Genomic DNA, 25,032 nt, shown 5'->3' on the forward strand with positions numbered 1-25,032 from the left:
ACGCTCGGCCGTTCCGACGGGCGCGCGCTCCGCGGGGGGGGCACAACGAGACGCGGCCCACCCGATCCGGGTGGCCCGCTTCTTCACTGTGGAGCTAAGGAGAATTGAACTCCTGACCTCCTGCATGCCATGCAGGCGCTCTACCAACTGAGCTATAGCCCCTTGCCTTGCCTGCCGCTTCGGTTTCCCTTGCCGGTTCCCCTTGGCGACGTCCCAAACATTACACGGTCATGGCCCTGGTCCAAAAATCGGTTTCCGCCGAGCCCGAGCCATGCCCGATTTGACCCATCTCGTCACGCTCTCGCGAACTGGTAGAACCGCTTGAGCGTGCAGTGTTCGTCGAGGAGCCGGCCATAGATCGGCTCCCCCTCCAGTTCGCGGTACGTCTCGATCGGGTCGCCTTTTATGATCAGCGCCCGCGCACATTCCTCGCACCAGTACTGATAGTCGGCGTTGACCGGGTCCATGTCCCGCACGATCGGCGTGCCATTGTTGCACCAGTCGCACCGGCGCCGGTGTGCACCCATCCGTCAGCGACTCCCTCCCGAATCGGGCCGTCGTCTCCCCCTCCGGCCGTCCGATTCTGCCATGCCGGTACGCGCCCGGTCAGCAATCGCAAAGGGTACAAAAGCAAGGATCCCGCCCCCTGTTGGGGACGGGATCCTGATTGTGGAGCTAAGGAGAATTGAACTCCTGACCTCCTGCATGCCATGCAGGCGCTCTACCAACTGAGCTATAGCCCCGCTCTCCGCTGCGTTCCCCCCGCTTCCGGTGTTCTTCGCTGCGAACAAGAAGAACTCTAGCCTGTGACCAGCCGGAAAGTGAAATCCGGGTCCGGGACTGCCCGCGGAGGCCCTCAGTCGTCGTCGCCGAGCACCGGTTCCGGCAGCGTGCCGGCGTTGTGCTCCAGCAGGCGCCAGCCGCGCGCGCCCTCGCCGAGGACGGACCAGCAGCAGTTGGAGAGCCCGCCCAGGCCCTCCCAGTAGTACGACTCCAGGCCCAGGAGGCGGCCGATGGTCGTACGGATCGTGCCGCCGTGGCTGACCACGACGAGCGTGCCGCTCTCCGGCAGCCGGCCGGCGTGCTCCAGCACCACCGGCGCCGCCCGGTCGGCGACCTCGGTCTCCAGCTCGCCGCCGCCCCGGCGGACCGGCTCGCCGCGCTTCCACGCCGCGTACTGCTCGCCGTACTTCGCGAGGATCTCGTCGTGCGTGAGGCCCTGCCACTCGCCCGCGTAGGTCTCGCGCAGCGCCGCGTCGTGCGCCACGGGCAGCCCCGTGATCGCGGCCAGCTCGGCGGCCGTGGCGGAGGCGCGCCGAAGGTCGGAGGCGACGATGGCGTCCGGCTTCAGCGAGGCGAGCAGCCGCGCCGAGCGGCGCGCCTGCGCCACACCGGTCTCGGTCAGCTCGATGTCCGTGGAGCCCTGGAAGCGGCGCTCCAGGTTCCACGAGGTCTGGCCGTGCCGCCAGAGGACGATCTTCCTGCCGGGCTTGCCCGCGGTGGTCGTGCTCAGAACAGATCACCGTCCAGGTCGTCGTCGCCCGCCGCCTCGCGCAGCTTGGCGTGCTCCTCGGCCTTGCCGATGGTGAGCTTGGCGTCCTCGGGCAGCTCGATCTCGGGGCAGTCCTTCCACAGGCGCTCCAGCGCGTAGAAGACCCGCTCCTCGCTGTGCTGCACGTGGACGACGATGTCGACGTAGTCGAGCAGGATCCAGCGGGCGTCTCGGTCGCCCTCGCGGCGCACCGGCTTGGCGCCGAGCTCCTTGAGCAGGCGCTCCTCGATCTCGTCCACGATCGACTTGACCTGGCGGTCGTTGGGCGCCGAGGCGAGCAGGAAGGCGTCGGTGATCGACAGCACGTCGCTGACGTCGTACGCGATGATGTCGTGCGCGAGCCGGTCGGCCGCTGCCTGGGCAGCGGTGGTGATGAGCTCGATGGAGCGGTCCGTGGCGGTCACTGGCCATGCTTTCGGGTTGGCGGGCAGATCCTTACAAGGGTCTCATGTACCGCCGACACCGCCCGCGCGGAACGTTCCGCGCGGCCGACGGCGCCCCTGCGGCCTGCGCCGCCGCCGGGTCAGGACGCCTTGTAGTCCTTGCCGAGCGTCACCACGACATCGGCGTTCACCGCGTTCTCGCCCTTCTTCACGACCGTCTCCGGCAGCCCCAGCGTCTTGGCGACCTCGATCGCCCGGTCCCGCTGCGCGTCGTCCTGGTACGTGATCTGCGAGGTGGCGGCGGTCTTGTCGGCCTTGCCGCCCTCCACGAAGGTGTAGCCGCCGTTGAGCAGGGCCGCCTTGGCCGCGGCCTGCGTCTTCTCGTCGCCGGTGGCGTCCTTGAGGCCGACGCGCGGGGTGGCTCCGGGCTGCGCCGCGCCGACCGAGCCGCCGAGGACCTCCTTGACCACCTTCTGGGTGGCGTCGTCCGTCAGCGTGCCGTCCGGCTTCACCGTGAGGACGTCGGTGCGGTACGCGCCCACCTTGGCGTGCGCGCCGAGGCGGGACAGCAGCGCGCCGAGGGTCTGCGCGTTCAGGGCCGGGTCCAGGATCTGGCCCATGCTCTCGACCGTGAGGGCGGCCGCCTTCGGGTCGCCCGGCACCTTGCGCAGGACCGCGTAGAGCACCTTGCCCATGCGGTCCAGCTGCTTGGCCTCCGGTTCGCCCTGGGCCCTGTACGTGGCGTAGGCGACGGCCATCGCGCCGCTCAGGCTCTGCTTCTGGCCCTGCCCCACCGCCGGCGCCTTGGCCGCGTCGTCGGCCGGGACGGCGGTGTCGGTGTCGACCTCGATGCCGCCGACCAGCTCGACCAGGTTCTCCAGGAAGGGGGTGTCCAGGCGCCAGGTGCCGCCGATGCGGGTGCCGAGCACCGAGTCGAGGGACTCGCGGGTGCCGAGGCCGCCTTCCTCCACCGCCTTGCCGAGGCCGGTGGTGGTGCCGTCCGCGGCGGGGACGCCGAGGGTGTTGGGCAGCAGGACGGTGGCGCCCTGCTTCGCGGTGACGTTGTCGACGAGCAGCGCGGAGGAGGTGCCGCCCTTCTTGGTGTTGTGCAGGTGGACGACGATCATGTCGCGCTTCTGGGCCCCGGCGTCGGCGGCCGCTCCGGGCTTGTTCTCCCCCGGGCCGTCGAGGAACGGCAGCTTGCCCGCGTACCAGAGGTAGCCGAGGCCGCCGACGACGAACAGGACGAGGACGACGATCAGCGCGACCACGCGGTTGCGGCCGCGGCGGCGGGCCTCCTCGCGGCGTTCGGTCCGGCTCTCGGTGAACTTGAGCCAGTCGATGACGTCCTCGGAGTCCTCGTCCGGCTCCTCGATGAAGGAGAACTGCTCGGTGCGGTAGTCGGGCGCCTTGCGCGGCTCGGGGACCTGCGCCGCGGCGGGCCGGGGCTGCTGCCGCTCGGGCTGCGGCTCGGGCTGCGGCTCCGGGGCGGTCTGCTGCGGGATCCACTGCTGGGTCTGCTGCGTGTCGTACCCGTAGGAGGGCGACTGGGAGTACTCCTGCTGCCCGTGCTCCTGGGCGGAGGGCTGCGGGGCGTAGTACTGCTGCTGCTGGTCGTAGCCGTACGGCTGCTGCGGCTCGTACGTCTGCGCGTACGGCTGCTCGTACTGGGGGGCGGACTGCGCGGGCACCTGGCCGTACACCGGCCGCCCGTACGCGTCGTAGCCGATGAGCTGCTGCTCGTGGGCTGCGTACGGGTCGTACCGGTCGTACGGATCCTGTCGGTCGTTCACCGCGGGGCCCCTCTCTTCCGGAAGCTCAGGCTCCTCGGTACAGCTCACGCTTGTCGATGTAGCGCACCACGCCGTCCGGCACCAAGTACCAGACAGGGTCCCCCTCGGCGACCCGTGCGCGGCAGTCCGTGGAGGAAATCGCCAGCGCGGGCACCTCGACCAGGGACACCCCGCCCTTGGGCAGGCCGTCGTCGGTGAGCACGTGGCCCGGCCGGGTGACTCCGATGAAGTGGGCGAGCGAGAAGAGCTCGTCGGCGTTCCGCCAGGTCAGGATCTGGGCGAGCGCGTCGGCACCGGTGATGAAGAACAGGTCGGCGTCGTCGTTCAGCGCCTTCAGGTCCCGCAGGGTGTCGATCGTGTACGTCGGCCCGCCGCGGTCGATGTCGATGCGGCTGACCGAGAACTGCGGGTTCGACGCCGTGGCGATGACCGTCATCAGGTAGCGGTCCTCGGCGGGCGACACGGCCCGTTGCGACTTCTGCCACGGCTCGCCGGTCGGTACGAACACCACCTCGTCGAGGTGGAAAAGGGCGGCGACCTCGCTGGCGGCCACCAGGTGTCCGTGGTGGATCGGATCGAACGTCCCGCCCATCACGCCGAGCCGGCGCTTGACCGGGCCGGTAGGCACTTCCTGCTCTCCCATGAGCGCAGAGCCTACTGGCCCGGTGCCGCGTGCACTGCTGGCGGACGGGGCCTAGCGGTCACGGTTCAGGCGCGTGGTGATCCACAGCATGAGGCAGAGGATGAAGAGCGCGCCGCCGCCGGTCAGGTAGGGGTTGAGGCTGTCGTGGTTGCCGCCGTGCTGCTCGGCCCCCTCCGAGGCGAGGACGACCAGGTTGTGGGCGGTGGAGGAGAGGCTCATCAGGCAGGTACCTATCGAGTCGGGGAGCGGACGGAGACTTCGCTCACATCGTATGCGGGGGCCTGGGGCACGCTCGCGCCGACTCAGGCGTTGGAGAGGATAGACGCAGAGCAGTCAGGCAGATCCAGGGGAGGGCGCTATGACGGATACAGGGTTCGAGAAGACGCCGGCGCGGGACCGCAGGAGGTTCCCCGGTATTTCCTCGCGCGCGTACGAGCATCCGGCGGACCGCTCCGCGCTGGTCGCGCTGCGCAAGCTGAGCGGCTTCGACACCGCCTTCAAGGCCCTGAGCGGACTGCTCCCGGAGCGCAGCCTGCGCCTGCTGTTCCTGTCGGACTCGGTCCGGGTGGGCGAGACGCAGTTCCCGCACCTGTACGCGATGCTCCGCGACGCCTGCTACATCCTGGACCTGGAGAAGGTCCCGCAGATGTACGTGCAGCAGGACCCGAAGCCCAATGCCATGTGCATCGGTCTGGACGAGCCGATCATCGTGGTGACCACGGCCCTGGTCGAGCTGCTCGACGAGGAGGAGATGCGGGCGGTGGTGGGCCACGAGGTGGGCCACGCGCTGTCGGGGCACTCGGTGTACCGCACGGTGCTGCTGTTCCTGACGAACCTGGCGCTGAAGGTGGCGTGGATCCCGCTGGGCAACGTGGCGATCACCGCGATCGTGACGGCCCTGCGGGAGTGGTTCCGCAAGTCGGAGCTGTCGGCGGACCGGGCCGGGCTGCTGGTGGGTCAGGACCTGCAGGCCTCGATGCGGGGGCTGATGAAGATCGCGGGCGGCAACCACCTCCACGAGATGAACGTCGACGCCTTCCTGGCCCAGGCCGAGGAGTACGAGTCGAGCGGTGATCTGCGCGACTCCGTGCTGAAGATCCTCAACGTCCTGCCCCGGACGCACCCCTTCACCACGGTGCGGGCGGCCGAACTGAAGAAGTGGTCGGAGAGCCGCGACTTCCAGCGGATCATGGACGGCCACTACCCGCGGCGCGATGAGGACAAGGACACCTCGGTGACCGACTCCTTCCGGCAGTCCGCCGCGCACTACGCGGATTCGGTCCGGACCAGCAAGGATCCGCTGATGAAGCTGGTGGGCGACATCGCCGGCGGTGCGGGCGACCTGGGCGGCAGGCTCCGCGACAAGTTCACCGGTACCGGTACCGGCGCGGGCTCCACCGGGGGCGGCGGCTCGGAGACCGGCGGCAAGACCCCGGGCGGGGGCACGGGCGGGACTACGGAGCAGGGCTGACCGGGTCGGCCGCCGGGGCCGTGGGCTGGGCCAGGACCCCGCACAGTCCGGCCGTGCGCCGCGGGTGGCCGCTGGCGTACGGGTCGCTCGCGGCCGGGCCCACCGTGGTCGGGCCGGCTCCGGCCAGCACCGGGCGGAAGCTCCCGGCCGGGTCGGTGGAGCAGTCCTGCGGCCCGGCCATCACGTAGGCCGTGGCCACCTCGGCCCGCCGGGCGGTGAGGTCCTCGCGGTCGAAGCGGAGCTTCAGCTCGCGGCGGACGGTGAAGAGCGAGGCCCCGTCGGCCGCGGCGGGGGCTCCGGTGGCCGGGCGCACCGCGTAGACGAAGGTGTGGTCGGTGATCACCTCCAGCACGTCCGGGGTGACCTCCTCGAAGGCGAGGGTGCCGTTCACCCGGACCCGGGAGTCGGCGAGGACTGCGGTGCCCTGGTCGAAGCGGATCAGCCAGCCGGTGGCCGCGTGCCTGCCGTCGCCGAGGGGGGTGCTCATGCTGCGGTCGAACTGCGCCAGCTGGTCGGGGTCGAGCAGGACCCGCACGGGCCGGGAGGCGGTGCCGGCCAGGACGTCGGGGTCCAGGGAGGACTGCACGAGGTAGTCCTTGGCGATGGACAGCGCGGTGACGATCTGGCTCTCGGTGAAGTGGTGCGTGCGGCGCACGGCGGGCAGGGTGATCCCGGCGGCCCCGACGCGGTAGTCGGCGGCCGGGCTCGCCGCGTACAGGTCGGCGGGCCGCCCGCCGGGGACGGCGGCGGCCGGCGCGAGCGGCACGACGGTGCTGGCGAGGGGCTGGGCGGGTCCGCTCGGCGGGGGGACGTAGGGGTTGCGCAGCCCCATGTAGACGGCGGCGGCGAAGGCCGTGGCGATGAGCAGGACGAGCAGCATGCCCTGGCGGGCGCCCCGGCCAGGGGTGCCCGTACGGGAGGCGGAGCCGCCGCCGGAGGCCCAGATGGACCGGCTGCGGACGGCACGGGCGTGCTCGCCCATGCGCTCCTGCGCGGAGTACTCCTGGAGCCGGGCAGCGCGGACGAAGTCCTCGTCGAACACCACCGACCGGAACTCGTCCGAGCGGAATTCGTCGTCACCCTCTCCGATGCCATCGGGGGTGCCGTTGGGCGGATCTCCTGGAACGGCCATCGCTTCTCCCCGCTGTCCCCGCTTCAGAGAAGCCCCCAGCTCCGGCGTATGCGAGTGGGGTCGTACCTTCAGGGTTGGCGGCCGGAGGGGTACGTAAACGCGCCGGCGCCGGTGACTTCCCCGAGGGGGGTGCTGGCGGGCGCGGGGGCGGGGTCCGCCTCGCGTGCGGCGCTGCGGTAGACGGCGCTGAAGGCGAGCGCGACCATGCCGAGGCCCATCACGAAGGCGAGCACCCAGGCGACGGGACGCAGCCAGGGCGAGCGGCCGCGGTAGGGGCGCAGGCTGCCGCCGTAGGCCCCGTAGGGACCGTCGCCGTGGCCGTGGCCGCGGTCGTCGTCCCAGCCGTGGCCGTCGGGGCCGTACCCGTCGGGGTGGCCGTAACCGTAGCTGTCGTAGTCGTCGTCGCCGGTCCAGCCGCCGGCGACGGCGCGGGCCGCTTCGGCCTCGGCGCGTGCCCGGTCGGCCGCCCGCTGGCGCTCGGCGGCGCTCGGTTCATGGATCTCGGCGTTCCGGACGAAGTCCTCGTCGAACACCACGGAGGCGAAGTCCTTGTCCGCGCCTCCGCGGTCGTCGTCGGGCTCCCCGTCGTCCGGGAACTTGCCCCCCACGTCGTCCGGCACAGGACCAGCCTAGACCTGGGGGGCTGCTTTGGGCAGGGTGTGAGCCGAAATCCGGCCACACCGCGTTCGGTCTGCGACTACCGGGTGTGACCGTCGCCCGTGACGATGTACTTGGTGGAGGTCAGCTCGGGCAGGCCCATCGGGCCCCGGGCGTGCAGCTTCTGCGTGGAGATTCCGATCTCGGCGCCGAAGCCGAACTGGCCACCGTCGGTGAACCGGGTGGACGCATTCACGGCGACCGTGGTCGAGTCGACCAGCTGGGTGAAGCGGCGGGCGGCGGCCTGCGAGGTGGTGACGATCGCCTCGGTGTGGCCGGAGGTCCAGCGGCGGATGTGGGCGACGGCGTCGTCGAGGGAGTCCACGACACCGGCGGCGATGTCGTAGGAGAGGTACTCGGCGGCCCAGTCCTCGTCGGTGGCCGGCAGCGCGGTGGCCTTGGTGCCCTCGGCGGCGGCCAGGACCCGGGCGTCGCCGTGGACGGTCACGCCGGCGTCGGCGAGGGCGTCGAGGGCGCGCGGCAGGAAGGCGTCGGCGATGTCGCGGTGCACGAGGAGGGTCTCGGCGGAGTTGCAGACGGACGGCCGCTGGGCCTTGGAGTTGACGAGGATGTCCACGGCCATGTCCAGGTCGGCCTGGGCGTCGACGTAGACGTGGCAGTTGCCGGTACCGGTCTCGATGACCGGAACGGTGGACTCCTCGACCACGGTCTTGATGAGGGAGGCGCCGCCGCGCGGGATGAGCACGTCGACGAGGCCGCGGGCGCGCATCAGCTCGCGGACGGAGTCGCGGGACTCGCCGGGGACGAGCTGGACCGCGTCGGCGGGCAGGCCGGCGCTCTGGACGGCGTCCCGCAGGATGGCCACGAGCGCGGTGTTGGAGGCGTAGGCGGAGGAGCTGCCGCGGAGGAGGACGGCGTTGCCGGACTTGAGGCAGAGGGCGGCTGCGTCGACGGTGACGTTGGGGCGGGCCTCGTAGATGATGCCGACGACGCCGAGGGGGACGCGGATCTGCCGGATGTCGATGCCGTTGGGGAGGGTGTTGCCGCGGACGACCTCGCCGACGGGGTCGGGGAGGGCGGCGACGTCCCGTACGTCGGAGGCGATGGCGGCGACGCGCTCGCGGGTGAGGGTGAGGCGGTCGATGACAGTCTCGCTGGTGCCGGCCGCCCTGGCCTTGGCCGTGTCCACGGCGTTGGCCTCGATGATCTCGGCCGTACGGGCCTCCAGCGCGTCGGCGATCGCCAGCAGGGCCGTGTCCTTGGCGGAGCGCGGGAGGGGGGCGATGGCGGCGGCCGCGGTGCGGGCCGCTGCCGCGGTGGCGAGGACGGGTGAGGTGGTGGCATCCAGCGAGGTCATGCCGCCAGGGTAATCCCCGGCCGGGCCCCGACCGATGGGGTTTCACCCCGCGAGATGGCTCCCGTGGGCCTGCCGCTGCGCGGAGCCCGTCCCCTACCCGCCCTTCCACCGTTCCCCGGGCTCCGCCCGGACCCGATCCTCAAACGCCGGCGAGGCTATTGGTACGGGTGGACGCCCACCGGGTGGGCCGGGGGCGGGCCGTAGCCCTCTGCCACGCGCTGGTGGTAGGTGGCCCGGTCGATGACCTCCAGGCCGACGATCTCCCAGGGCGGGAGCTGCGCCGAGGAGCGGTGTTCGCCCCAGAGGCGCAGGGCGACGGCCGCCGCGTCGTGGAGGTCGCGGGCCTCCTCCCAGTAGCGGATCTCCGCGTGGTCGTCGGCGTACCGGCTGGTCAGCAGGAAGGGGTGGTCGTGGGCCAGTTGTTCCAGCCCCCGCCGGACCTCGGCGAGCGGCGCCGGCTTGCCGGAGACGCTCAGGGTCACGTGCCAGAGGCGGGAGGTCTGGTCCCGCTCGTCTCCGCCGCCGTCACCGTCCCCCGGCCCGACGCTGGTCAGCGCTCGTCTCACCAGTCGCCTCCTGTCTCCGCTGCGCGTGTCCGCCCGCCCCTCACAGTTGACCAGTCCCCGGCCCGCCGCGCGGCGGTTTTGCCGAACCTCAGCCCTGGAGCAGGACCAGATCGTCCCGGTGGATGACCTCCCGCTCGTACGCGGGTCCGAGTTCCCGGGCGAGCTCTCGGGTGGAGCGGCCGAGGAGCTGCGGCAGTTCCTTGGCGTCGAAGTTGACCAGGCCGCGCGCCACCGCCCGGCCCGAGGTGTCGCGCAGTTCCACCGGGTCGCCCGCGGTGAACTCGCCTTCGACCGCCGCGATGCCGGCCGCGAGGAGCGAGCTGCCGCGCTCGGTGACCGCGCGGACCGCGCCCTCGTCGAGTACGAGGTGCCCCTGCGGGGTGGAGGCGTGCTGGAGCCACAGCAGCCGGTCCGCCGAGCGGCGGCCCGTCGCGTGGAAGTGCGTGCCCGTGGCGCGCCCGGCCAGCGCGTCGGCGGCCTGGCTCGCGGAGGTGAGCACCACCGGGATCCCGGCGGCGGCCGCGATCCGCGCCGCCTCGACCTTGGTGACCATGCCGCCGGTGCCCACGCCCGCCTTGCCCGCGCTGCCGATGGAGACGTGCGCGATGTCCTCGGGGCCGCGGACCTCGTCGATGCGGGTGGTGCCGGGCTGCGAGGGGTCGCCGTCGTAGAGGCCGTCCACGTCCGACAGCAGCACGAGGAGGTCCGCGCGGACGAGGTGGGCGACCAGCGCGGCGAGCCGGTCGTTGTCGCCGAAGCGGATCTCGTCGGTGGCGACGGTGTCGTTCTCGTTCACGACGGGCAGCGCGCCCATGGCCAGCAGCTGGTCCAGGGTGCGGTACGCGTTGCGGTAGTGGGCCCGGCGGCTGGTGTCGTCGGTGGTGAGCAGCACCTGGCCGACGCGGATGCCGTAGCGGGCGAAGGAGGCGGTGTAGCGGGCGACGAGCAGCCCCTGGCCGACGCTGGCGGCGGCCTGCTGGCGGGCCAGGTCCTTGGGACGGCGGCGCAGGCCGAGCGGGGACAGCCCGGCGGCGATGGCTCCGCTGGAGACGAGGACGATCTCCTTCTCGCCGCCGCTGCGGGCCTTGGCCAGGACGTCGACCAGCGCGTCCACCCGGTCGGCGTCGAGGCCGCCGGCCGCGGTGGTCAGGGAGGAGGAGCCGACCTTGACCACGATCCTGCGGGCGTCCACGACACCTTGCCTAGCCGCTGACACGTCTTGTCCCCTTGCCCCTCGCCGGATTGCCTGCCGTCTCAATCTACGGGGTGGGGCGCGGCGGCCGCCCGGGGGTTTCAGCCCCTGGACGACCCGGCCTCGGCGTGCTGCGGCTCCTCGGCGCGGGCGGCGCCCGGGACGAGGATCTTGCGGGAGAGCAGGAAGGTGAACGGGATGGCCACGATCGCCGCGACCAGCGGAGCGATCCGGGTGTCCATCCCGGCCCACGTCACCAGGGCGTACAGGCCGACCGACTGGATCACGTAGTTCGTGATGTTCGTCAGCGGGAACAGGAAGAACTTCTTCCAGGTCGGCCGGGTCCGGTAGGTGAAGTAGGTGTTCATGAAGAAGGAGCCGACCATCGCCAGCACGAAGGCGAGCGAGTAGGCGGCGAAGTACGGCATCCACGGGTGCAGGAGCAGGTAGAGACCGAAGAAGGTGGCGGTATTGACCCCGCCCACGAGGCCGAAGCGGAAGACCTGGCCGAGCTGTTCCCTGCGGCTCATCGGGCGCTGCCCTGCCCGCTGCGCTCGGCGATCGCCGGGTCCGCTGTCCGCTCGTCCTTCGCGGTCCGCGGGAGCGGGGCCGCGCCGTGCGATTCCTTCACCAGGAAGTGCGGCCGGCGCTTGGTCTCGTAGTAGATGCGGCCGATGTACTCGCCGATCAGACCCAGCATGATCATCTGAACGCCGCCGATGCCGGCGATCAACGCCACGAGGGTGACGTAGCCCGGCGAGTCGATGCCGTTGGTCATCGCCGTGATCGTGATCCACAGCGCGTACAGGCCGGTCAGGGCGACCAGCGACACGCCGATCCAGATCCCGACCCGCAGCGGCTTGTTGTTGAAGGAGATCAGGCCGTCCATGGCGTAGTTCAGCAGCGAGCCGAACTTCCACTTCGTCTCGCCGGCCTCGCGCTGGGCGTTGCGGTAGTCGAAGTGGACGGTGTCGAAGCCGATCCAGGAGAACAGGCCCTTGGAGAAGCGGTTGTACTCCGGCAGCGACAGCAGCGCGTCCACGGCCGGGCGCGAGAGGAGGCGGAAGTCGCCGACCCCGTCGGTGAGCTCGACGTCGACCCAGCGGTTCACACCGCGGTAGTAGAGGCGGCTGAGGGCGGAGCGGACCTTCTTGTCGCCCTCGCGGGTGCGGCGGGCGATGATCTGGTCGTGGCCCTGCCGGTGGTAGTCGAGCATGGTCGCGATGAGCTCCGGCGGGTGCTGGAGGTCGGCGTCCATGATCACCACGGCGTCGCCGGTGGTCTCGCGGAGGCCCGCGAGCATGCCGGCCTCCTTGCCGAAATTGCGGCTGAAGGAGACGTACCGCGTCTGCTCGGCGTGCGCGGCCGCGATCTTCCGGAGCTTGTCGAGGGTGCCGTCGCGGCTCCCGTCGTCGACGTAGCAGACCTCGTACTCGACGGGGAGAGCGTCCAGAACCCTCCGGATCTCCACGTCGAAGCTGTCGATGACCGCTTCTTCGTTGTAGCAAGGGACAACTACGGACAGCTTCGTCATGAACACTTCCTGCTGGGTCCGAACGGGTGATTATCGGCGACCGGACCCGCCACACACCTCTTCCTTAGAAGTATGCACGCCGCCGGTCGGCCTGCCCGAGTCGAGTGCGGCACACGGTAGCTTTGACGGGTTGAGCGAGATAAGCGGAATGCAGCGAAGGGATCGAGGTGCACGTGCCTGACGTCTCCGTGGTCGTCATCGTCTACAACGACGCAGAGCGTCTGTCGACAGCAGTCCAGTCGGTTTTGGACCAGACCCTGCACGGGGTCGAGGTCGTGATCGTCGACGACTGCAGCCAGGACCGCTCGTACGCGGTCGCCCAGGAACTGGAGGCCTCGCATCCGGGGAGAGTGCGCGCGTTCCAGCTGCCTGAGAACAGCGGCGGCTGCGGTGCGCCCCGCAACCACGGCATCCGGCAGGCCACCGGCACCTACGTCATGTTCCTGGACAGCGACGACGTGCTGGAACGAAACGCCTGCCGCAACATGCTGGACGCCGCCGAGCGCACCGGCTCCGACCTGGTCTCGGGCATGTGCGTACGCGTGCACCTCGACAACCGGTGGGGCAAGACCACCGAGTGGTACCCGTGGATCTACTCCCGCACGCGCACCCTGGAGTCGATCACCGAGTTCCCCGACCTGCTGGTCTACGACACCCTCTCCACGAACAAGTGCTACCGGCGCGCGTTCCTGCTGGAGCAGGGCCTGGAGTTCCCGGTCGGGATCCACTACGAGGACCTGCTGTTCTCCGCCCAGGCGTACGTGGCCGCCCGCCGCATCACGCTGATCCCCAACCACGTCTACTTCTGGAACGTGGTCGAGAAGGCCGCGTCGAAGTCGATCAGCAACCGGCGCCACGAGATCGCGAACTTCGTCCACCGGATGGAGATCCACCGCCGCGTCGACGAGCTGCTGGCGGCCAACGGCCACACGGACATCAAGTCCGCGAAGGACGCCAAGTTCCTCAAGCACGACCTGGTGCTGCACCTGCGCGACCTGCCCCTGCTGGGCGACGCGTACCGCCAGGAGTTCGCCCGCCTCGCCAACGGCTACCTCGCCGGGATCGATCCGGCCGCGTACGAGAACGTCACGTACCTCCAGGCGATCTGCGCCTACCTGCTGGGCAAGGAGGACTGGGACAACCTGCTCCCGGCCGCCGACGCCATGACCAACAAGGGCCGGCTCTCCTCGCCGCTGGCCGAGCGCGACGGGCGCGTCTACTGGTGCTCCGCGCACCTCGACGACGCCGAGGCCCGCCGGATACTGGACGTCACGGAGCAGGGCTTCCACACCACCCCGCTCGGCTCCCTCCAGCTCGGCAACCGGCTCACCTCCTACGAGGACGACGGGCGCGGCACCGTCACCCTGTCCGGCGCCGTCGTGAACCCGCTCGGCCGGATCCCGGCCGACGCGGAGCTGAAGGCCTCCCTGGAGTTCCGGGCCCGCCGTCAGATCGGCGTGCGCTCGTTCAGCTTCCCGGTGGCAACCGTCCGGCACGCCGGTGACACGATCGAGTGGACCGGCACGGCCGACGTCGGCGGGACCGTCCGCCCCCTCGGCATCATCGACGCCGTCTGGGACGTCCGGCTGAAGCTGACCGCCGGGAGCGACAAGGTCACCACCCGCGTCTCGGTCGGCGCGGTCGACCTGGAGTCGGCGGCCCGGCTGCGCGTGCGGCCGCGGCTGACCCGCCTCGTCTCCGACCGCTTCGAGCCGGAGATGACCAAGAAGGGCAACCTCTCCTACGTCCTGACCGCCGAGGGCGCCGCCACCGTCCGCACGCAGAACCTGATCAACAACGCCATACACGGCAAGGCGGCCAACGTGGTCAAGCGGGGCCTGCGCAAGGCCCTGCGGGCCCGCCGGAACATGGGCTCCGGCGAGCAGAAGGTGAAGGTCTACCACGAGGTCTTCTCGAAGCTGCCGATCAAGAAGGGCACGGTCGTCTTCGAGAGCCACATGGGCAAGCAGTACAGCGACAGCCCGAAGGCGATCTACGAGGAGATGGTGCGCCAGGGCGTGCCCTTCGAGGCGATCTGGTCGTACGCGGGCGCCAAGCCCACCGGCTTCCCCAAGGAGGCCACGCTGGTGCGGCGCTGGGGCTGGGCCTACCTGCGCGCGCTGGCCCAGGCCGAGTTCTGGGTCGACAACCAGGGCTTCCCGCTGGCCCTCGCCAAGCGCCCGGGGACCACGTACATCCAGACCTGGCACGGCTCGGCGCTCAAGCGGATGGGCTTCCACGAGCCCCGCACCAAGGCGCAGGGCCGCGCGGGCCAGGACCGCTTCCAGGCGGCCGTCGACCGCTTCGACCACTTCCTGATCCGCTCCGAGCACGACACCCGCACCCTCGCCAAGGGCTTCCGGCTGCGCGACGAGGTGCTGCTGCGCACGGGCTACCCGCGCAACGACGCCCTGGTCGAGGCGCAGCGGAGCGAGGCCCAGAGCGGCGAGCGGGTCCGCGGCCCGCTGGCGGCCGAGCTCGGCATCGACCCGGAGAAGAAGGTGCTGCTCTACGCGCCGACCTTCCGGGCCGCCGCGGACGGCTCGGTCGAGGGCTTCACCTTCCCCTTCGACGTCGAGGAGTTCGCGGACCGGCTCGGCGACCGCTTCACGCTGCTGGTGCGCACCCACTACCTCAACAGCGTCTCGCTGCCGCCGTCGGTCGCGGGCCGCGTCATCGACGTGTCCCGGCACCACGACATCACCCCGCTGCTGGCCCTCGCCGACGGTCTGATCACCGACTACTCGTCCGTGATGTTCGACTACGCGGTCATGGACCGGCCGATGCTGTTCTTCGCGTACGACTACGAGAAGTACGCGGGCGACATCCGCGGCACCTACTTCGACCTGAAGGACAAGGCCCCGGGGCCGGTGGTGGCCACGGAGGACGAGCTCTTCCAGGCGCTCGCCGCCTTCGAGGAGGCGGACGCCAAGTACGCCGAGGCGCGCCAGCGCTTCCTCGCCGAGTTCGGCGAGTACGACCGCGGGGACGCGGCCCGCCAGATCGTCGAGAAGTTCTTCACCAGGAGCGGCAAGTGAGCCAGCAGACCGCCACCCCGGGCGGCCGTGACATCTTCATCGTCTCCAACAACGTCGACGAGCTCGGCGGCGTGACCACCTGGTCGCACCAGATGGCCCGGCTGTTCACCGACCGCGGCCACCGGGTGCACATCGTCGGCATCGCCCCGGTCGCCGAGGAGATCCGCCAGGAGCTGCCGCAGGACCTCCCCTACGGGGTGACCACGCTCTACGACGCCCACCCGCCGGCGGCCCGCCGGCTGCGCGGCATCAAGGGCCGGCTGAACGCACCCGAGCGGCGCCGCCAGGCGGCCCGGCGGGCGGGGATGCGCGCCAAGGCGGAGAAGCTGAACGAGCTGTTCCGCGGCGCGGGCCCGGGCTCCGTCGTGATCGTCACGCAGGTCTGGGCGATGGAGTGGGTGGCGCTCGCCGACACCAAGGGGCTCACCGTCATCGGCATGAGCCACGAGTCCTTCGAGGCCAGCCGGAAGTCCACCCGCGGCGACCGGGTCCGGCGCCACTACTCCGAGGTGGACCGGCTGCTGGTGCTGACCGCCGAGGACGCGGACCTGTGGATCCGGGCGGGCATGGAGAACGTCGGGAGCATGCCGAACCCGCTGCCCTTCATGCCGGACTCCCCTGCCCCGCGCGCCGGGAAGGTCGTCGCCAGCGTCGGCCGCCTCGCCTTCGAGAAGGGCGTCGACCTGCTCCTCGACGCCTGGGCGGACGCCGTTCCCCACCACCCCGACTGGGTCCTGCGGATCTACGGGGCGGGCGTGGAGGAGCCGACGCTGCGGGCGCACTGCACCTCGCTGGGGCTGGACGACTCCGTGGAGTGGATGGGCAGCACCGGCGACGTGCTGGGCGCGCTGCGCGGGGCCTCGGTCTTCGCCCAGGCCTCGCGGGCCGAAGGGTTCCCGATCACGCTGCTGGAGGCGATGGCGGCGGGCCTGCCGGTGGCCGCCTTCGACTGCGCGCCGGGCGTACGGGAGATCGTGACGCACGGCGAGGACGGGCTGCTGGCGCGGCTGGGCAACACGATGGAGCTCGCCTCGCACCTGGACGCGCTCATGTCGGACCGTGAGCTGCGCGACCGGCTCGGCGACACCGCCTTCCGGACGGTGAAGCGGTACTCCAGCGCCGAGATCACCGACCGGTGGGAGTCGCTGTTCTCCTTCCTGGAGCGCTGACCGCCCGGAGCGCCGTACGACGAAGCCGCCCGCCCCGGATGGATCCGGGGCGGGCGGCTTCGTTGACGGCGGGGCGTCAGGTCCGGTGGACGTCCTTGTGCGCGTCGCGGCGGGCGGCCTTGTTGGCCTCCCAGCCCGCCCAGGCGGAGGTGACCATCTCGCGGACGTCGTGCCGGGCCTTCCAGCCCAGCTCGCGGGTGATCCTGTCGGCCGAGGCCACGACCTTCGCCGGGTCGCCGGGGCGGCGCGGCCTGATCACCGGCGCGTAGGTGTGCCCGGTTCCCTCGTTCAGCAGGTCGACCATCTCGGCGACGGAAACGCCTTCGCCTCGCCCGATGTTGACGGTGAGGTCCTTGTAGTCCCCGGCCGCGGCCCACTCGGCGAGCTTGCGGGCGGCCGTCACGTGGGCCTCCGCGAGGTCCTCGACGTGGATGTAGTCGCGGACGCAGGTGCCGTCCGGGGTCGGGTAGTCGTCGCCGAAGATCGTGGCGCCCTGGCCGGCGTCGTAGCGCTCGAAGACCATCGGGACCAGGTTGAAGACGCCGGTGTCCGCCAGCTCGGGGGTCGCGGCGCCCGCCACGTTGAAGTAGCGCAGGCAGGCGGTGGAGATGCCGTGCGCCCTGCCGGCGGCGCGCACCAGCCACTCGCCGGCCAGCTTGGTCTCGCCGTAGGGGCTCAGCGGCGCGCACGGGGTGTCCTCGGTCACCAGGTCCACGTCGGGCATGCCGTAGACGGAGGCGGAGGAGGAGAACAGGAAGTTGCGGATGCCGGCGGCGGCCACGGCCTGGAGCAGGACCGTGAGGCCGTACACGTTTTCGTGGTAGTAGTGCAGCGGCTTCTCGACGGACTCGCCGACCTGCTTCTTGCCCGCGAGGTGCACCACGCCCGTGATCTTGTGCTCGGCGATGGCCTCGTCCAGGGCGAGCCGGTCCAGCACCGAGGCGGTCACCAGCGGGACGCCCTCCGGGACGCGCTCCTCCCTGCCCGTGGAGAGGTCGTCGAACACGACGACCTTCTGCCCCGCGAGGAGCATCGCGCGGACGACGTGCGCGCCGATGTATCCGGCGCCACCGGTGATCAGAAAGGTCATGTGTAACTCCTCGATCCTGTCCGTCGGTTCTGTCGCTGAAGCCCGTCAGCGAGTGGCGCAGCCCGCCTTGGCCCGGTCAAGTCTGTTCCGTACGAGGTAGAGGGCGCCCGCGGCACCCGGCGCGAGGCGCAGGGCCAGCGAACCGGAACCCGTGCGGTACGGCTGCGTCAGCAGGACACCGTACCGGCTGCTCGGCAGGGCGCGGCGGCGCAGCAGGCCGCCCCGGGGGCGCAGAGAAGTGAGCAGGGAGCTCCCGTCCTCGCACTCCACGACCACCCCGACGTGCCATGCCTGGAGCCTGCGCAGGCCCAGCCGGCGGCCGGTGGCGGCCAGGTCGGCGAGGCGGAAGGGCAGCACGGCCGTCCAGCAGCCGTGCTCGTCCGGTGAAAGCGCGACCGGCTGGGCCAGTACGGGATCCCCTCCGGCGCGGGGCAGGAAGCGCAGCTGCGCGGTGCGCGGGCCGGCCGCGGCCAGCCGCCCGTAGAGGTCGTGCAGGCGCAGCCGGAGGGCGGCGTTGCCGGCGGGTTCGGCGTCTATGGTGACCGGCAGGGAGGCGGTCGGGATGTCGCGCAGCCCGTCCAGCTCGACCGGCAGCTCCTCGCTCCACACCGGCACCCCGTCGGCGGTGGCCGCGTACGGGGGCAGCAGGCGCGGCGGCTCCGCCGCGAAGCTGCTCAGCCGCTCCACGTCGGCGGGCGGGGTCGCGGTGGCGCGCAGCACGCGGACGATCCAGCGGGCGTGCGGGGCGGCGGCCTCGACGGCGGCCCCCTCGAAGGTGTCGAGGTACTCGCGGGTCAGCGTCCACCAGGCGGCCTGGTAGCCGGGGTCCTTGCCGAGCTCCCGCAGGTACATGCGCAGGTCGTACTCCAGGAACTTCACCTGGCAGGCACGGCCCAGCTCCGGGGAGGCGGCGGCGAGGATCCGCGAGGCGGTGCGGTGGGCCTCGATACGGGCGCGCCAGTTCCCCACGTCCTTGCGGTCCAGGGAGATCGACACCTGGGCGGCGTCGCGGCGCACGTGCCAGACGTAGACGAGGTCGCCGATCACCGCGATGCGCGGGGCTGCGGCCAGGACCCGCGAGGTGAAGACGAAGTCCTCGTAGATGAACCGTCCGTCGGGAAAGCGGATCGAATGCTTTTCCAGGAAGGAGCGGTCGTACAGCTTGTTGACGCAGAGCGTGTCGCGGACCAGCTCCGGCCGGTCCGCGGGCCGCTCGATCACCTCGCCCGGGGTGTAGAGCCCCGGGACCCACGGCACGTCGTGGTACAGCGGCAGCTCGCGCCGCACGCACGCGCCGACGGTGACCGGCGCGCGGTGCTCCTCGGCGGCGCGCACCAGGGCCTCGGCCGCCCCCGGCGGCAGGACGTCGTCACTGTCGAGGAAGAGGACGTACGGGGAGGAGGCGGCCGCGATGCCGTCGTTGCGCGGAGTGCCGCACCCGCCGCTGTTCTCCGTGCGGTGCACGACCTTGAGGCGGGGGTGTACCGCGGCCAGCTCGTCCAGCACCTGCGCGGTGCCGTCGGACGAGGCGTCGTTCACCGCGATGACCTCGGCGACGACCGGGCCCTGGGCGAGGGCCGAGGTAACGGCCTCGCCCACGAGCCCGGCGTCGTTGTACGCGATCACCACGACGGAGACGGTGGGAGGAGGGTTTGCGCTGCTCACCCGGTGGATATTAGGCGACCCGGGTAAACATCACTTCAAGGCCGCCCACCATTCCAAAAAGGGCAGATCAGAACGGCCGGAACTCGTCGTACTCCTGCTGCGCCGAGTCCCCGCGCCGGGCTTCCTTCTCCTTGCGGCGCTGCGTGGCCGGACGCGGAGCCTCCATGCGGTGGTCCTCGCCGCGGCGGCCCAGCATCTCGGCGCCGGCCATCATGGTCGGCTCCCAGTCGAAGACGACCGCGTTCTCGTCGGAGCCGATGGCCACGCCGTCACCGGCGCGGGCGCCGGCCTTCTTCAGCGCGTCCTCGACACCCAGACGGTTGAGGCGGTCGGCGAGGTAGCCCACGGCCTCGTCGTTGTTGAAGTCGGTCTGGCGGACCCAGCGCTCCGGCTTCTCGCCGCGCACCACGTAGACGTCCTCGGCCTCGTCGTAGGCGACGGTGAAGCCGGCGTCGTCCACGGCCTTCGGGCGGATGACGATACGGGTCGCCTCCTGCTTCGGCTTGCGGGCGCGCGCCTTGGCGACGATCTCGGCGAGGAAGTACGAGAGCTCCTTGAGGCCCGTACGGGCGACCGCGGAGACCTCGAAGACCTTGTAGCCGCGGGCCTCCAGGTCGGGGCGGACCATCTCGGCGAGGTCCTGGCCGTCCGGGATGTCGACCTTGTTCAGGACGACGAGGCGCGGGCGCTTCTCCAGGCCGCCGCCGTAGATCTTGAGCTCTTCCTCGATGACGTCGAGGTCGGCGACCGGGTCGCGGTCGGACTCCAGGGTGGCCGTGTCCAGTACGTGCACGAGGACCGAGCAGCGCTCGACGTGGCGCAGGAACTCCAGGCCCAGGCCCTTGCCCTGGCTGGCGCCCGGGATCAGGCCCGGGACGTCGGCGATCGTGTAGACGGTGGAACCGGCGGTGACGACGCCCAGGTTCGGCACGAGGGTGGTGAAGGGGTAGTCCGCGATCTTCGGCTTGGCGGCGGAGAGCACCGAGATCAGCGAGGACTTGCCGGCGCTCGGGAAGCCGACCAGCGCCACGTCGGCGACGGTCTTGAGCTCCAGGATGATGTCGCCGGTGGTGCCGGGGACGCCGAGGAGCGCGAAGCCGGGGGCCTTGCGGCGGGCCGATGCGAGCGCGGCGTTGCCGAGGCCGCCGCGGCCGCCCTCGGCGGCGACGTAGGTGGTGCCCTGGCCGACGAGGTCGGCGAGGACGTTGCCCTCCTTGTCGAGGACGACGGTGCCGTCCGGCACGGGCAGGATCAGGTCCTGGCCGTCCTTGCCGGAGCGGTTGCCGCCCTCGCCGGGCTTGCCGTTGGTGGCCTTGCGGTGCGGGCTGTGGTGGTAGTCCAGCAGGGTGGTGATCGCCTGCTCCACCACCAGGATCACATCGCCGCCACGGCCGCCGTTGCCGCCGTCGGGGCCGCCCAGCGGCTTGAACTTCTCCCGGTGAACGGAGGCGCAGCCGTGGCCCCCGTTACCCGCGGCGACGTGCAGCTCGACGCGGTCCACGAAGGTGGTCATGGGTGTTCCTCCAGATACATACGGGAATGTCCCGGGCAGACCTTGCTGCCCATTAAACGTGTCTATGTGACAACGCGCCGAGGGCGGACCTCTCTTCCCGGCTCGCGCCGGGAAGAGCTGAGATCCGCCCTCGGGAAGTTACGTACGCGCGATCAGCCGAAGCTGGATCAGGCGGCCGGAACGATGTTGACGACCTTGCGGCCGCGGTGCGTGCCGAACTGGACCGAACCGGCCTGCAGCGCGAACAGCGTGTCGTCGCCACCACGACCGACACCCGCACCCGGGTGGAAGTGGGTGCCGCGCTGGCGGACGAGGATCTCGCCGGCGGAAACGACCTGACCGCCGAAGCGCTTCACGCCGAGCCGCTGGGCATTGGAGTCGCGCCCGTTCCGGGTGGACGATGCGCCCTTCTTGTGTGCCATGTCTCAGTCCCTCTTACTTCGCAGCCGCGGGGATACCGGTGACCTTGATCGCCGTGTACTGCTGGCGGTGACCCTGGCGACGGCGGTAGCCGGTCTTGTTCTTGTAGCGCAGGATGTCGATCTTGGCGCCCTTGTGGTGGTCCACGACCTCGGCCGTGACCTTGATGCCCGCCAGGACCCACGGGTCGCTGGTCACGGCGTCGCCGTCGACAACGAGCAGGGTCGAGAGCTCGACCGTGTCGCCAACCTTGGCAGTGGAAATCTTGTCAACCTCAACGATGTCACCAACAGCAACCTTGTGCTGGCGACCACCGCTGCGCACGATGGCGTACACGCGGATCTCTCTCTCACTCGGGACGGATGCTCCTGAAGCCAGCCGCTCAGGCGGGTGTGAACCCACGCTGATCCGGAATGGACGAGCGGCCTCTCCCGTGACCCGGCCGCTTGCGCGGACGATGCGGGAGGAAGGTGCTCAGGAGCGCGACGCACGCTGAACGGGTAATCGTTCAAGACACGCCGACGGTCTAGGTTACGGGGCTGGTTCCGGAGGGTCAAACCGGGCCCCGCAAGGCCGTGGGCCCCACCTCGCGGCGGGGCCCACGGTCATGTGGCGGATCAGGCTTCGGTCGGAGCCGAGACGGACGGGAGCGTCTGCTGCTCCGCCGCCGCGGTCTTCTTCGTCGCCCGCTTCGCCGCGGTCTTCTTGGTCGTGGCCGCCTTCTTGGCCACGGTCTTCTTGGCCGCCGTCGCCTTCTTGGCGGTGGTGGCCTTCTTCGCCGCGGTCGCCTTCTTGGCCGGGGCCTTGCGGGCGGCCTTCTTCGCCGGAGCGGCTTCCTCGACCGGGGCCTCCTCGGCTTCCGCCGCGGCCACCGGCTCGGCCGCGGGGGACTCCACGACCACGACGGCGGCCTCGGCCGCGCCCGCCGGGGAACCGGCCGGTGCGGTGGCCTTACGGGTGGCACGCCGGCGCGGACGGGCCGGCGCGGCCTCCGCCACGGGGGCCTCGGCCACGGGCTCGGGCTCGGGCTCGGCGACGGGCTCGGCCGCCACGGCGACCGGCTCGGCCTCCGGCTCGGGCTCCACGACCGGCTCCGGCTCCGGGGCCACCTCGGCCGCGGGGGCCGGGGCACCCGCCGGGGCGGTGGCCTTACGGGTCGCGCGGCGACGGGTACGGCCCTTGGGCGCGGCCTCCTCGACCGGGGCGGCCTCGACCGTCTCCGCGGCCTCCACGGCCTCGGCGACGACCTCGGCGGCCGGCTCCAGGACGGTGTCGGCCGGCTCGGTGACCGGCTCGGCGACGACCTCGGCGACGGGGGCCGGTGCCTGCGCCGCAGCGGTACCACCGCGCGGGGCGCCCGCCGGAGCGGTCGCCTTGCGGGTGGCCCGGCGGCGGTTGCGGCGGCCGCTCAGACCCGCGGCGGCCTCCGCCTCGGCCGGGCTGCTGTACAGCTCCTCGTCCGCGACGAACTCGGGCTCGGGCAGCGCCCGCGGCGCGGCGGCCTCGGCGGCCACCTCCGCCTCGGACTCGAAGGCCTCGGCCTCGACCGTCTCGATCTCGTGCTCGTGCTGGTCGAACTCGGCCTTGCCGGCGCGGCGCTTGGCGCGCTTGCCGTTGCCGCCGACCGCGGTCGGGGTCTCCATGTGCACGATGACACCGCGGCCGTTGCAGTGGACACAGGTCTCGGAGAAGGACTCCAGCAGACCCTGGCCCACCCGCTTGCGGGTCATCTGGACCAGGCCCAGGGAGGTGACCTCGGCCACCTGGTGCTTCGTCCGGTCGCGGCCCAGGCACTCCAGCATGCGCCGCAGCACCAGGTCGCGGTTGGACTCCAGGACCATGTCGATGAAGTCGATGACGACGATGCCGCCCAGGTCGCGCAGCCGCAGCTGGCGCACGATCTCCTCGGCCGCCTCCAGGTTGTTCCTGGTGACGGTCTCCTCGAGGTTGCCGCCCTGACCGGTGAACTTGCCGGTGTTGACGTCGATGACGATCATCGCCTCGGTCTTGTCGATCACAAGCGAGCCGCCCGAGGGCAGCCACACCTTGCGGTCGAGCGCCTTGGCGAGCTGCTCGTCGATCCGGTACGTCGCGAAGACGTCGACCTCGGAGGTCCAGCGGGACAGCCGGTCGGCCAGGTCCGGGGCCACGTGGGACACGTAGCCGTGGATGGTCTCCCACGCCTGGTCGCCGCTGACGATGACCTTCGAGAAGTCCTCGTTGAAGATGTCGCGCACGACGCGGACGGTCATGTCCGGCTCGCCGTACAGGAGGGACGGCGAAGAGGTCGTGATCTGCTTCGACTTCTTCTGGATGTCCTCCCACTGGGCCTGCAGACGCTCGACGTCACGGCGCAGCTCGTCCTCGCTCGCGCCCTCGGCGGCGGTGCGCACGATGACGCCCGCGTCCTCGGGAACGATCTTCTTGAGGATGGTCTTCAGGCGCGCGCGCTCGGTGTCGGGCAGCTTGCGGCTGATACCGGTCATCGAGCCCTCGGGCACGTAGACCAGGTAGCGGCCGGGCAGTGAGACCTGCGAGGTCAGGCGGGCACCCTTGTGGCCGATCGGGTCCTTGGTGACCTGCACCAGGACCGACTGGCCGGACTTCAGGGCGGACTCGATGCGGCGCGGCCCGTTGGCCATGCCGAGCGCCTCGAAGTTGACCTCACCGGCGTACAGGACCGCGTTGCGGCCCTTGCCGATGTCGATGAAGGCGGCCTCCATCGACGGCAGCACGTTCTGGACCTTGCCCAGGTAGACGTTGCCGACGTACGAGGTGGCCTCTTCCTTGTTGACGTAGTGCTCGACGAGCACGTTGTCCTCGAGGACGCCGATCTGGGTGCGCTCACCGGACTGGCGGACGACCATCACGCGCTCGACGGCCTCACGGCGGGCCAGGAACTCGGCCTCCGTGATGATCGGGACGCGGCGGCGGCCCTGCTCGCGGCCCTCGCGGCGGCGCTGCTTCTTCGCCTCCAGACGGGTCGAGCCCTTGATGGACTGGACCTCGTCGGACGGCTCGGCCTTCTCACGGGCCGGGCGCGGCTCGCGGACCTTGACGACGGTGCGTACGCCGTCCTCCTCGCCCGCGGCCTCGGCGGTGACGTCGGCGGGCTCACCGCTGCGGCGGCGACGGCGACGGCGACGACGGCTGGAGGTGGAACCGAGGGCCTCTTCGGCCTCCTCTTCCTCCTCCTCTTCGGCCTCCTGCTCGGCGGCCTCGGCGGCGGCCTCCTCCTCGGCGGACTCGTCGAGGTCGGCGGCCTCGCCACGGCGGCGGCGACGGCCACCGCGACGGCGGCGGCGCGAGGGGCGCTCGCCCGACTCGTCACCCTCTTCGCCCTCTTCGAACGTGTCGGGCTCCTCCAGCTCGGCGGCCTCGGCCTCCGGCTCCTCCTCGGCGAGCACCTCGGGGAGGGAGACCGGCGCGGACTCGGCGGCCGGAGCCGCCGGGGCGGCCTCGGCGACGCCGCGGCCACGGCGACGGCGGCGGCCGGCCGGCTGCGGGGCGGGGGCCTGGACGGCCTCGGCCTCGGTCTCGAGCTCTTCCTCCTCCTCGGCCTCATCGGCCGGGGCGGCGGCGCGCGCGGCCAGGGCGGCCATCGCGGCGGTCTCGGGGGTCTGGAACATCGGCTCGGCGAAGACCGGGGCCTGGAAGGTGGGCACGGCGGGACGCACGGCGCGACGGCCACGGGCCGGAGCGGCGGGCTCCTCCGCCTCGGCGGCGGGCTGCGCGGGGGCGGCCGCAGCGGCGGGGGCGGCCGGGGCGGAGGACCGGGTGGCGCGGCGGCGGCCGCCGCGCTTCGGGGAGTCCAGCGCGTCGGCGACGGTGAAGGTCCGGGCGGCGGCGGCCTTGGGGGCCTCTTCCACCTCGGCGGCCTCCTCGGCCTCGGGGGC

Annotated in this window: 22 protein-coding genes and 2 tRNA genes; 3 read left to right on the forward strand and 21 right to left on the reverse strand. The window is 71.5% G+C overall.

Going from position 1 to position 25,032, the window contains the following annotated elements; translation table 11 throughout:
- Nucleotides 1-89: 89 nt before the first annotated feature.
- The 8 genes from ACFTXQ_RS29675 to ACFTXQ_RS29710 form a co-directional block, all read right to left on the reverse strand.
- Nucleotides 90-162, reverse strand: a tRNA-Ala gene (locus tag ACFTXQ_RS29675).
- Nucleotides 163-293: 131 nt separating this feature from the next.
- Nucleotides 294-527, reverse strand: a complete 234-nt coding sequence (locus ACFTXQ_RS29680) for a hypothetical protein (RefSeq protein ID WP_382646438.1) — start codon at nucleotides 525-527, stop codon at nucleotides 294-296.
- Nucleotides 528-670: 143 nt separating this feature from the next.
- Nucleotides 671-743: transfer RNA gene (locus ACFTXQ_RS29685), tRNA-Ala, on the reverse strand.
- A gap of 113 nt (nucleotides 744-856) precedes the next feature.
- The gene (locus tag ACFTXQ_RS29690) at nucleotides 857-1,513 is read right to left on the reverse strand and encodes a histidine phosphatase family protein (RefSeq protein ID WP_382646487.1); all 657 of its coding nucleotides are present in this window, start codon (nucleotides 1,511-1,513) and stop codon (nucleotides 857-859) included.
- Nucleotides 1,510-1,956: a ribosome silencing factor gene (gene rsfS / locus ACFTXQ_RS29695; protein WP_328925687.1), complete on the reverse strand. Its 447-nt coding sequence runs from the start codon at nucleotides 1,954-1,956 to the stop codon at nucleotides 1,510-1,512. The genes ACFTXQ_RS29690 and rsfS overlap by 4 nt, the downstream gene beginning before the upstream one ends.
- 119 nt (nucleotides 1,957-2,075) lie before the next feature.
- Nucleotides 2,076-3,728, reverse strand: coding sequence for an LCP family protein (locus tag ACFTXQ_RS29700; RefSeq protein WP_382646441.1), 1,653 nt, complete (start codon nucleotides 3,726-3,728; stop codon nucleotides 2,076-2,078).
- A gap of 25 nt (nucleotides 3,729-3,753) precedes the next feature.
- Nucleotides 3,754-4,371: a nicotinate-nucleotide adenylyltransferase gene (nadD, locus tag ACFTXQ_RS29705; RefSeq protein WP_382646444.1), complete on the reverse strand. Its 618-nt coding sequence runs from the start codon at nucleotides 4,369-4,371 to the stop codon at nucleotides 3,754-3,756.
- 51 nt (nucleotides 4,372-4,422) lie between these two features.
- Nucleotides 4,423-4,590 (reverse strand): hypothetical protein, encoded by a 168-nt coding sequence (locus ACFTXQ_RS29710; RefSeq protein ID WP_382646447.1) that lies wholly within the window; start codon nucleotides 4,588-4,590, stop codon nucleotides 4,423-4,425.
- A gap of 139 nt (nucleotides 4,591-4,729) precedes the next feature.
- On the opposite strand from ACFTXQ_RS29710, the gene ACFTXQ_RS29715 reads away from it, so the two are divergent.
- The gene (locus ACFTXQ_RS29715; protein ID WP_382646450.1) at nucleotides 4,730-5,842 is read left to right on the forward strand and encodes a M48 family metallopeptidase; all 1,113 of its coding nucleotides are present in this window, start codon (nucleotides 4,730-4,732) and stop codon (nucleotides 5,840-5,842) included.
- Here ACFTXQ_RS29715 and ACFTXQ_RS29720 read toward each other — a convergent pair.
- The 7 genes from ACFTXQ_RS29720 to ACFTXQ_RS29750 form a co-directional block, all read right to left on the reverse strand.
- Nucleotides 5,826-6,974, reverse strand: coding sequence for a hypothetical protein (locus ACFTXQ_RS29720; protein WP_382646453.1), 1,149 nt, complete (start codon nucleotides 6,972-6,974; stop codon nucleotides 5,826-5,828). The two genes, ACFTXQ_RS29715 and ACFTXQ_RS29720, sit on opposite strands and share 17 nt — an antisense overlap.
- Before the next feature lie 68 nt (nucleotides 6,975-7,042).
- Nucleotides 7,043-7,594 carry a hypothetical protein gene (locus tag ACFTXQ_RS29725; RefSeq protein ID WP_382646456.1) on the reverse strand — a complete coding sequence of 184 codons (552 nt, stop codon included), beginning with the start codon at nucleotides 7,592-7,594 and terminating at the stop codon, nucleotides 7,043-7,045.
- A 77-nt stretch (nucleotides 7,595-7,671) separates the two neighbouring features.
- Nucleotides 7,672-8,949 carry a glutamate-5-semialdehyde dehydrogenase gene (locus tag ACFTXQ_RS29730; protein WP_382646459.1) on the reverse strand — a complete coding sequence of 426 codons (1,278 nt, stop codon included), beginning with the start codon at nucleotides 8,947-8,949 and terminating at the stop codon, nucleotides 7,672-7,674.
- A 155-nt stretch (nucleotides 8,950-9,104) separates the two neighbouring features.
- Complete coding sequence (locus ACFTXQ_RS29735; RefSeq protein ID WP_382646490.1) at nucleotides 9,105-9,569, reverse strand: hypothetical protein; 465 nt, start codon at nucleotides 9,567-9,569, stop codon at nucleotides 9,105-9,107.
- A 34-nt stretch (nucleotides 9,570-9,603) separates the two neighbouring features.
- A complete protein-coding gene (proB, locus tag ACFTXQ_RS29740) occupies nucleotides 9,604-10,731 on the reverse strand; it encodes a glutamate 5-kinase (RefSeq protein WP_382646463.1) in 1,128 nt (375 codons plus the stop codon).
- Nucleotides 10,732-10,808: 77 nt separating this feature from the next.
- Entirely contained in the window at nucleotides 10,809-11,237 is a 429-nt protein-coding gene (locus ACFTXQ_RS29745; protein WP_382646466.1) for a GtrA family protein, read from the reverse strand.
- Complete coding sequence (locus tag ACFTXQ_RS29750; RefSeq protein ID WP_382646469.1) at nucleotides 11,234-12,241, reverse strand: glycosyltransferase family 2 protein; 1,008 nt, start codon at nucleotides 12,239-12,241, stop codon at nucleotides 11,234-11,236. Before ACFTXQ_RS29750 ends, ACFTXQ_RS29745 begins: the two co-directional genes overlap by 4 nt.
- Before the next feature lie 167 nt (nucleotides 12,242-12,408).
- On the opposite strand from ACFTXQ_RS29750, the gene ACFTXQ_RS29755 reads away from it, so the two are divergent.
- Both ACFTXQ_RS29755 and ACFTXQ_RS29760 read left to right on the forward strand, forming a co-directional pair.
- Entirely contained in the window at nucleotides 12,409-15,279 is a 2,871-nt protein-coding gene (locus tag ACFTXQ_RS29755) for a CDP-glycerol glycerophosphotransferase family protein (protein WP_382646472.1), read from the forward strand.
- Nucleotides 15,276-16,448: a glycosyltransferase gene (locus ACFTXQ_RS29760; RefSeq protein WP_382646474.1), complete on the forward strand. Its 1,173-nt coding sequence runs from the start codon at nucleotides 15,276-15,278 to the stop codon at nucleotides 16,446-16,448. Before ACFTXQ_RS29755 ends, ACFTXQ_RS29760 begins: the two co-directional genes overlap by 4 nt.
- 76 nt (nucleotides 16,449-16,524) lie before the next feature.
- Here ACFTXQ_RS29760 and galE read toward each other — a convergent pair whose 3' ends face one another.
- From galE to ACFTXQ_RS29790, 6 genes are all read right to left on the reverse strand, one after another.
- Nucleotides 16,525-17,538: a UDP-glucose 4-epimerase GalE gene (gene galE, locus ACFTXQ_RS29765; protein ID WP_382646477.1), complete on the reverse strand. Its 1,014-nt coding sequence runs from the start codon at nucleotides 17,536-17,538 to the stop codon at nucleotides 16,525-16,527.
- 45 nt (nucleotides 17,539-17,583) lie between these two features.
- Complete coding sequence (locus ACFTXQ_RS29770) at nucleotides 17,584-19,203, reverse strand: glycosyltransferase family 2 protein (RefSeq protein WP_382646478.1); 1,620 nt, start codon at nucleotides 19,201-19,203, stop codon at nucleotides 17,584-17,586.
- Between the two features lie 67 nt (nucleotides 19,204-19,270).
- Complete coding sequence (gene obgE / locus ACFTXQ_RS29775; protein WP_382646481.1) at nucleotides 19,271-20,716, reverse strand: GTPase ObgE; 1,446 nt, start codon at nucleotides 20,714-20,716, stop codon at nucleotides 19,271-19,273.
- Nucleotides 20,717-20,883: 167 nt separating this feature from the next.
- The gene (gene rpmA, locus ACFTXQ_RS29780) at nucleotides 20,884-21,138 is read right to left on the reverse strand and encodes a 50S ribosomal protein L27 (protein ID WP_226732937.1); all 255 of its coding nucleotides are present in this window, start codon (nucleotides 21,136-21,138) and stop codon (nucleotides 20,884-20,886) included.
- A gap of 13 nt (nucleotides 21,139-21,151) precedes the next feature.
- Nucleotides 21,152-21,472 carry a 50S ribosomal protein L21 gene (gene rplU / locus ACFTXQ_RS29785; RefSeq protein ID WP_015033583.1) on the reverse strand — a complete coding sequence of 107 codons (321 nt, stop codon included), beginning with the start codon at nucleotides 21,470-21,472 and terminating at the stop codon, nucleotides 21,152-21,154.
- A gap of 281 nt (nucleotides 21,473-21,753) precedes the next feature.
- Nucleotides 21,754-25,032 (reverse strand): ribonuclease E/G (locus tag ACFTXQ_RS29790; RefSeq protein WP_382646484.1); only part of this gene is annotated, 3,279 nt, incomplete at its 5' end.

It is taken from the genome of Streptomyces sp. NPDC057010, assembly GCF_042673805.1.
In the GTDB taxonomy this organism is placed as follows: Bacteria; Actinomycetota; Actinomycetes; order Streptomycetales; family Streptomycetaceae; genus Streptomyces.

Bases quoted from the DNA above. Each gene is read 5' to 3' on its own strand.
- ACFTXQ_RS29680 (WP_382646438.1), bottom strand. From the start codon at position 527: ATGGGTGCACACCGGCGCCGGTGCGACTGGTGCAACAATGGCACGCCG.
- nadD (WP_382646444.1), bottom strand. From the start codon at position 4,371: ATGGGAGAGCAGGAAGTGCCTACCGGCCCGGTCAAGCGCCGGCTCGGC.
- ACFTXQ_RS29710 (WP_382646447.1), bottom strand. From the start codon at position 4,590: ATGAGCCTCTCCTCCACCGCCCACAACCTGGTCGTCCTCGCCTCGGAG.
- ACFTXQ_RS29715 (WP_382646450.1), top strand. From the start codon at position 4,730: ATGACGGATACAGGGTTCGAGAAGACGCCGGCGCGGGACCGCAGGAGG.
- ACFTXQ_RS29720 (WP_382646453.1), bottom strand. From the start codon at position 6,974: ATGGCCGTTCCAGGAGATCCGCCCAACGGCACCCCCGATGGCATCGGA.
- ACFTXQ_RS29730 (WP_382646459.1), bottom strand. From the start codon at position 8,949: ATGACCTCGCTGGATGCCACCACCTCACCCGTCCTCGCCACCGCGGCA.
- ACFTXQ_RS29745 (WP_382646466.1), bottom strand. From the start codon at position 11,237: ATGAGCCGCAGGGAACAGCTCGGCCAGGTCTTCCGCTTCGGCCTCGTG.
- ACFTXQ_RS29750 (WP_382646469.1), bottom strand. From the start codon at position 12,241: ATGACGAAGCTGTCCGTAGTTGTCCCTTGCTACAACGAAGAAGCGGTC.
- galE (WP_382646477.1), bottom strand. From the start codon at position 17,538: ATGACCTTTCTGATCACCGGTGGCGCCGGATACATCGGCGCGCACGTC.
- obgE (WP_382646481.1), bottom strand. From the start codon at position 20,716: ATGACCACCTTCGTGGACCGCGTCGAGCTGCACGTCGCCGCGGGTAAC.
- rpmA (WP_226732937.1), bottom strand. From the start codon at position 21,138: ATGGCACACAAGAAGGGCGCATCGTCCACCCGGAACGGGCGCGACTCC.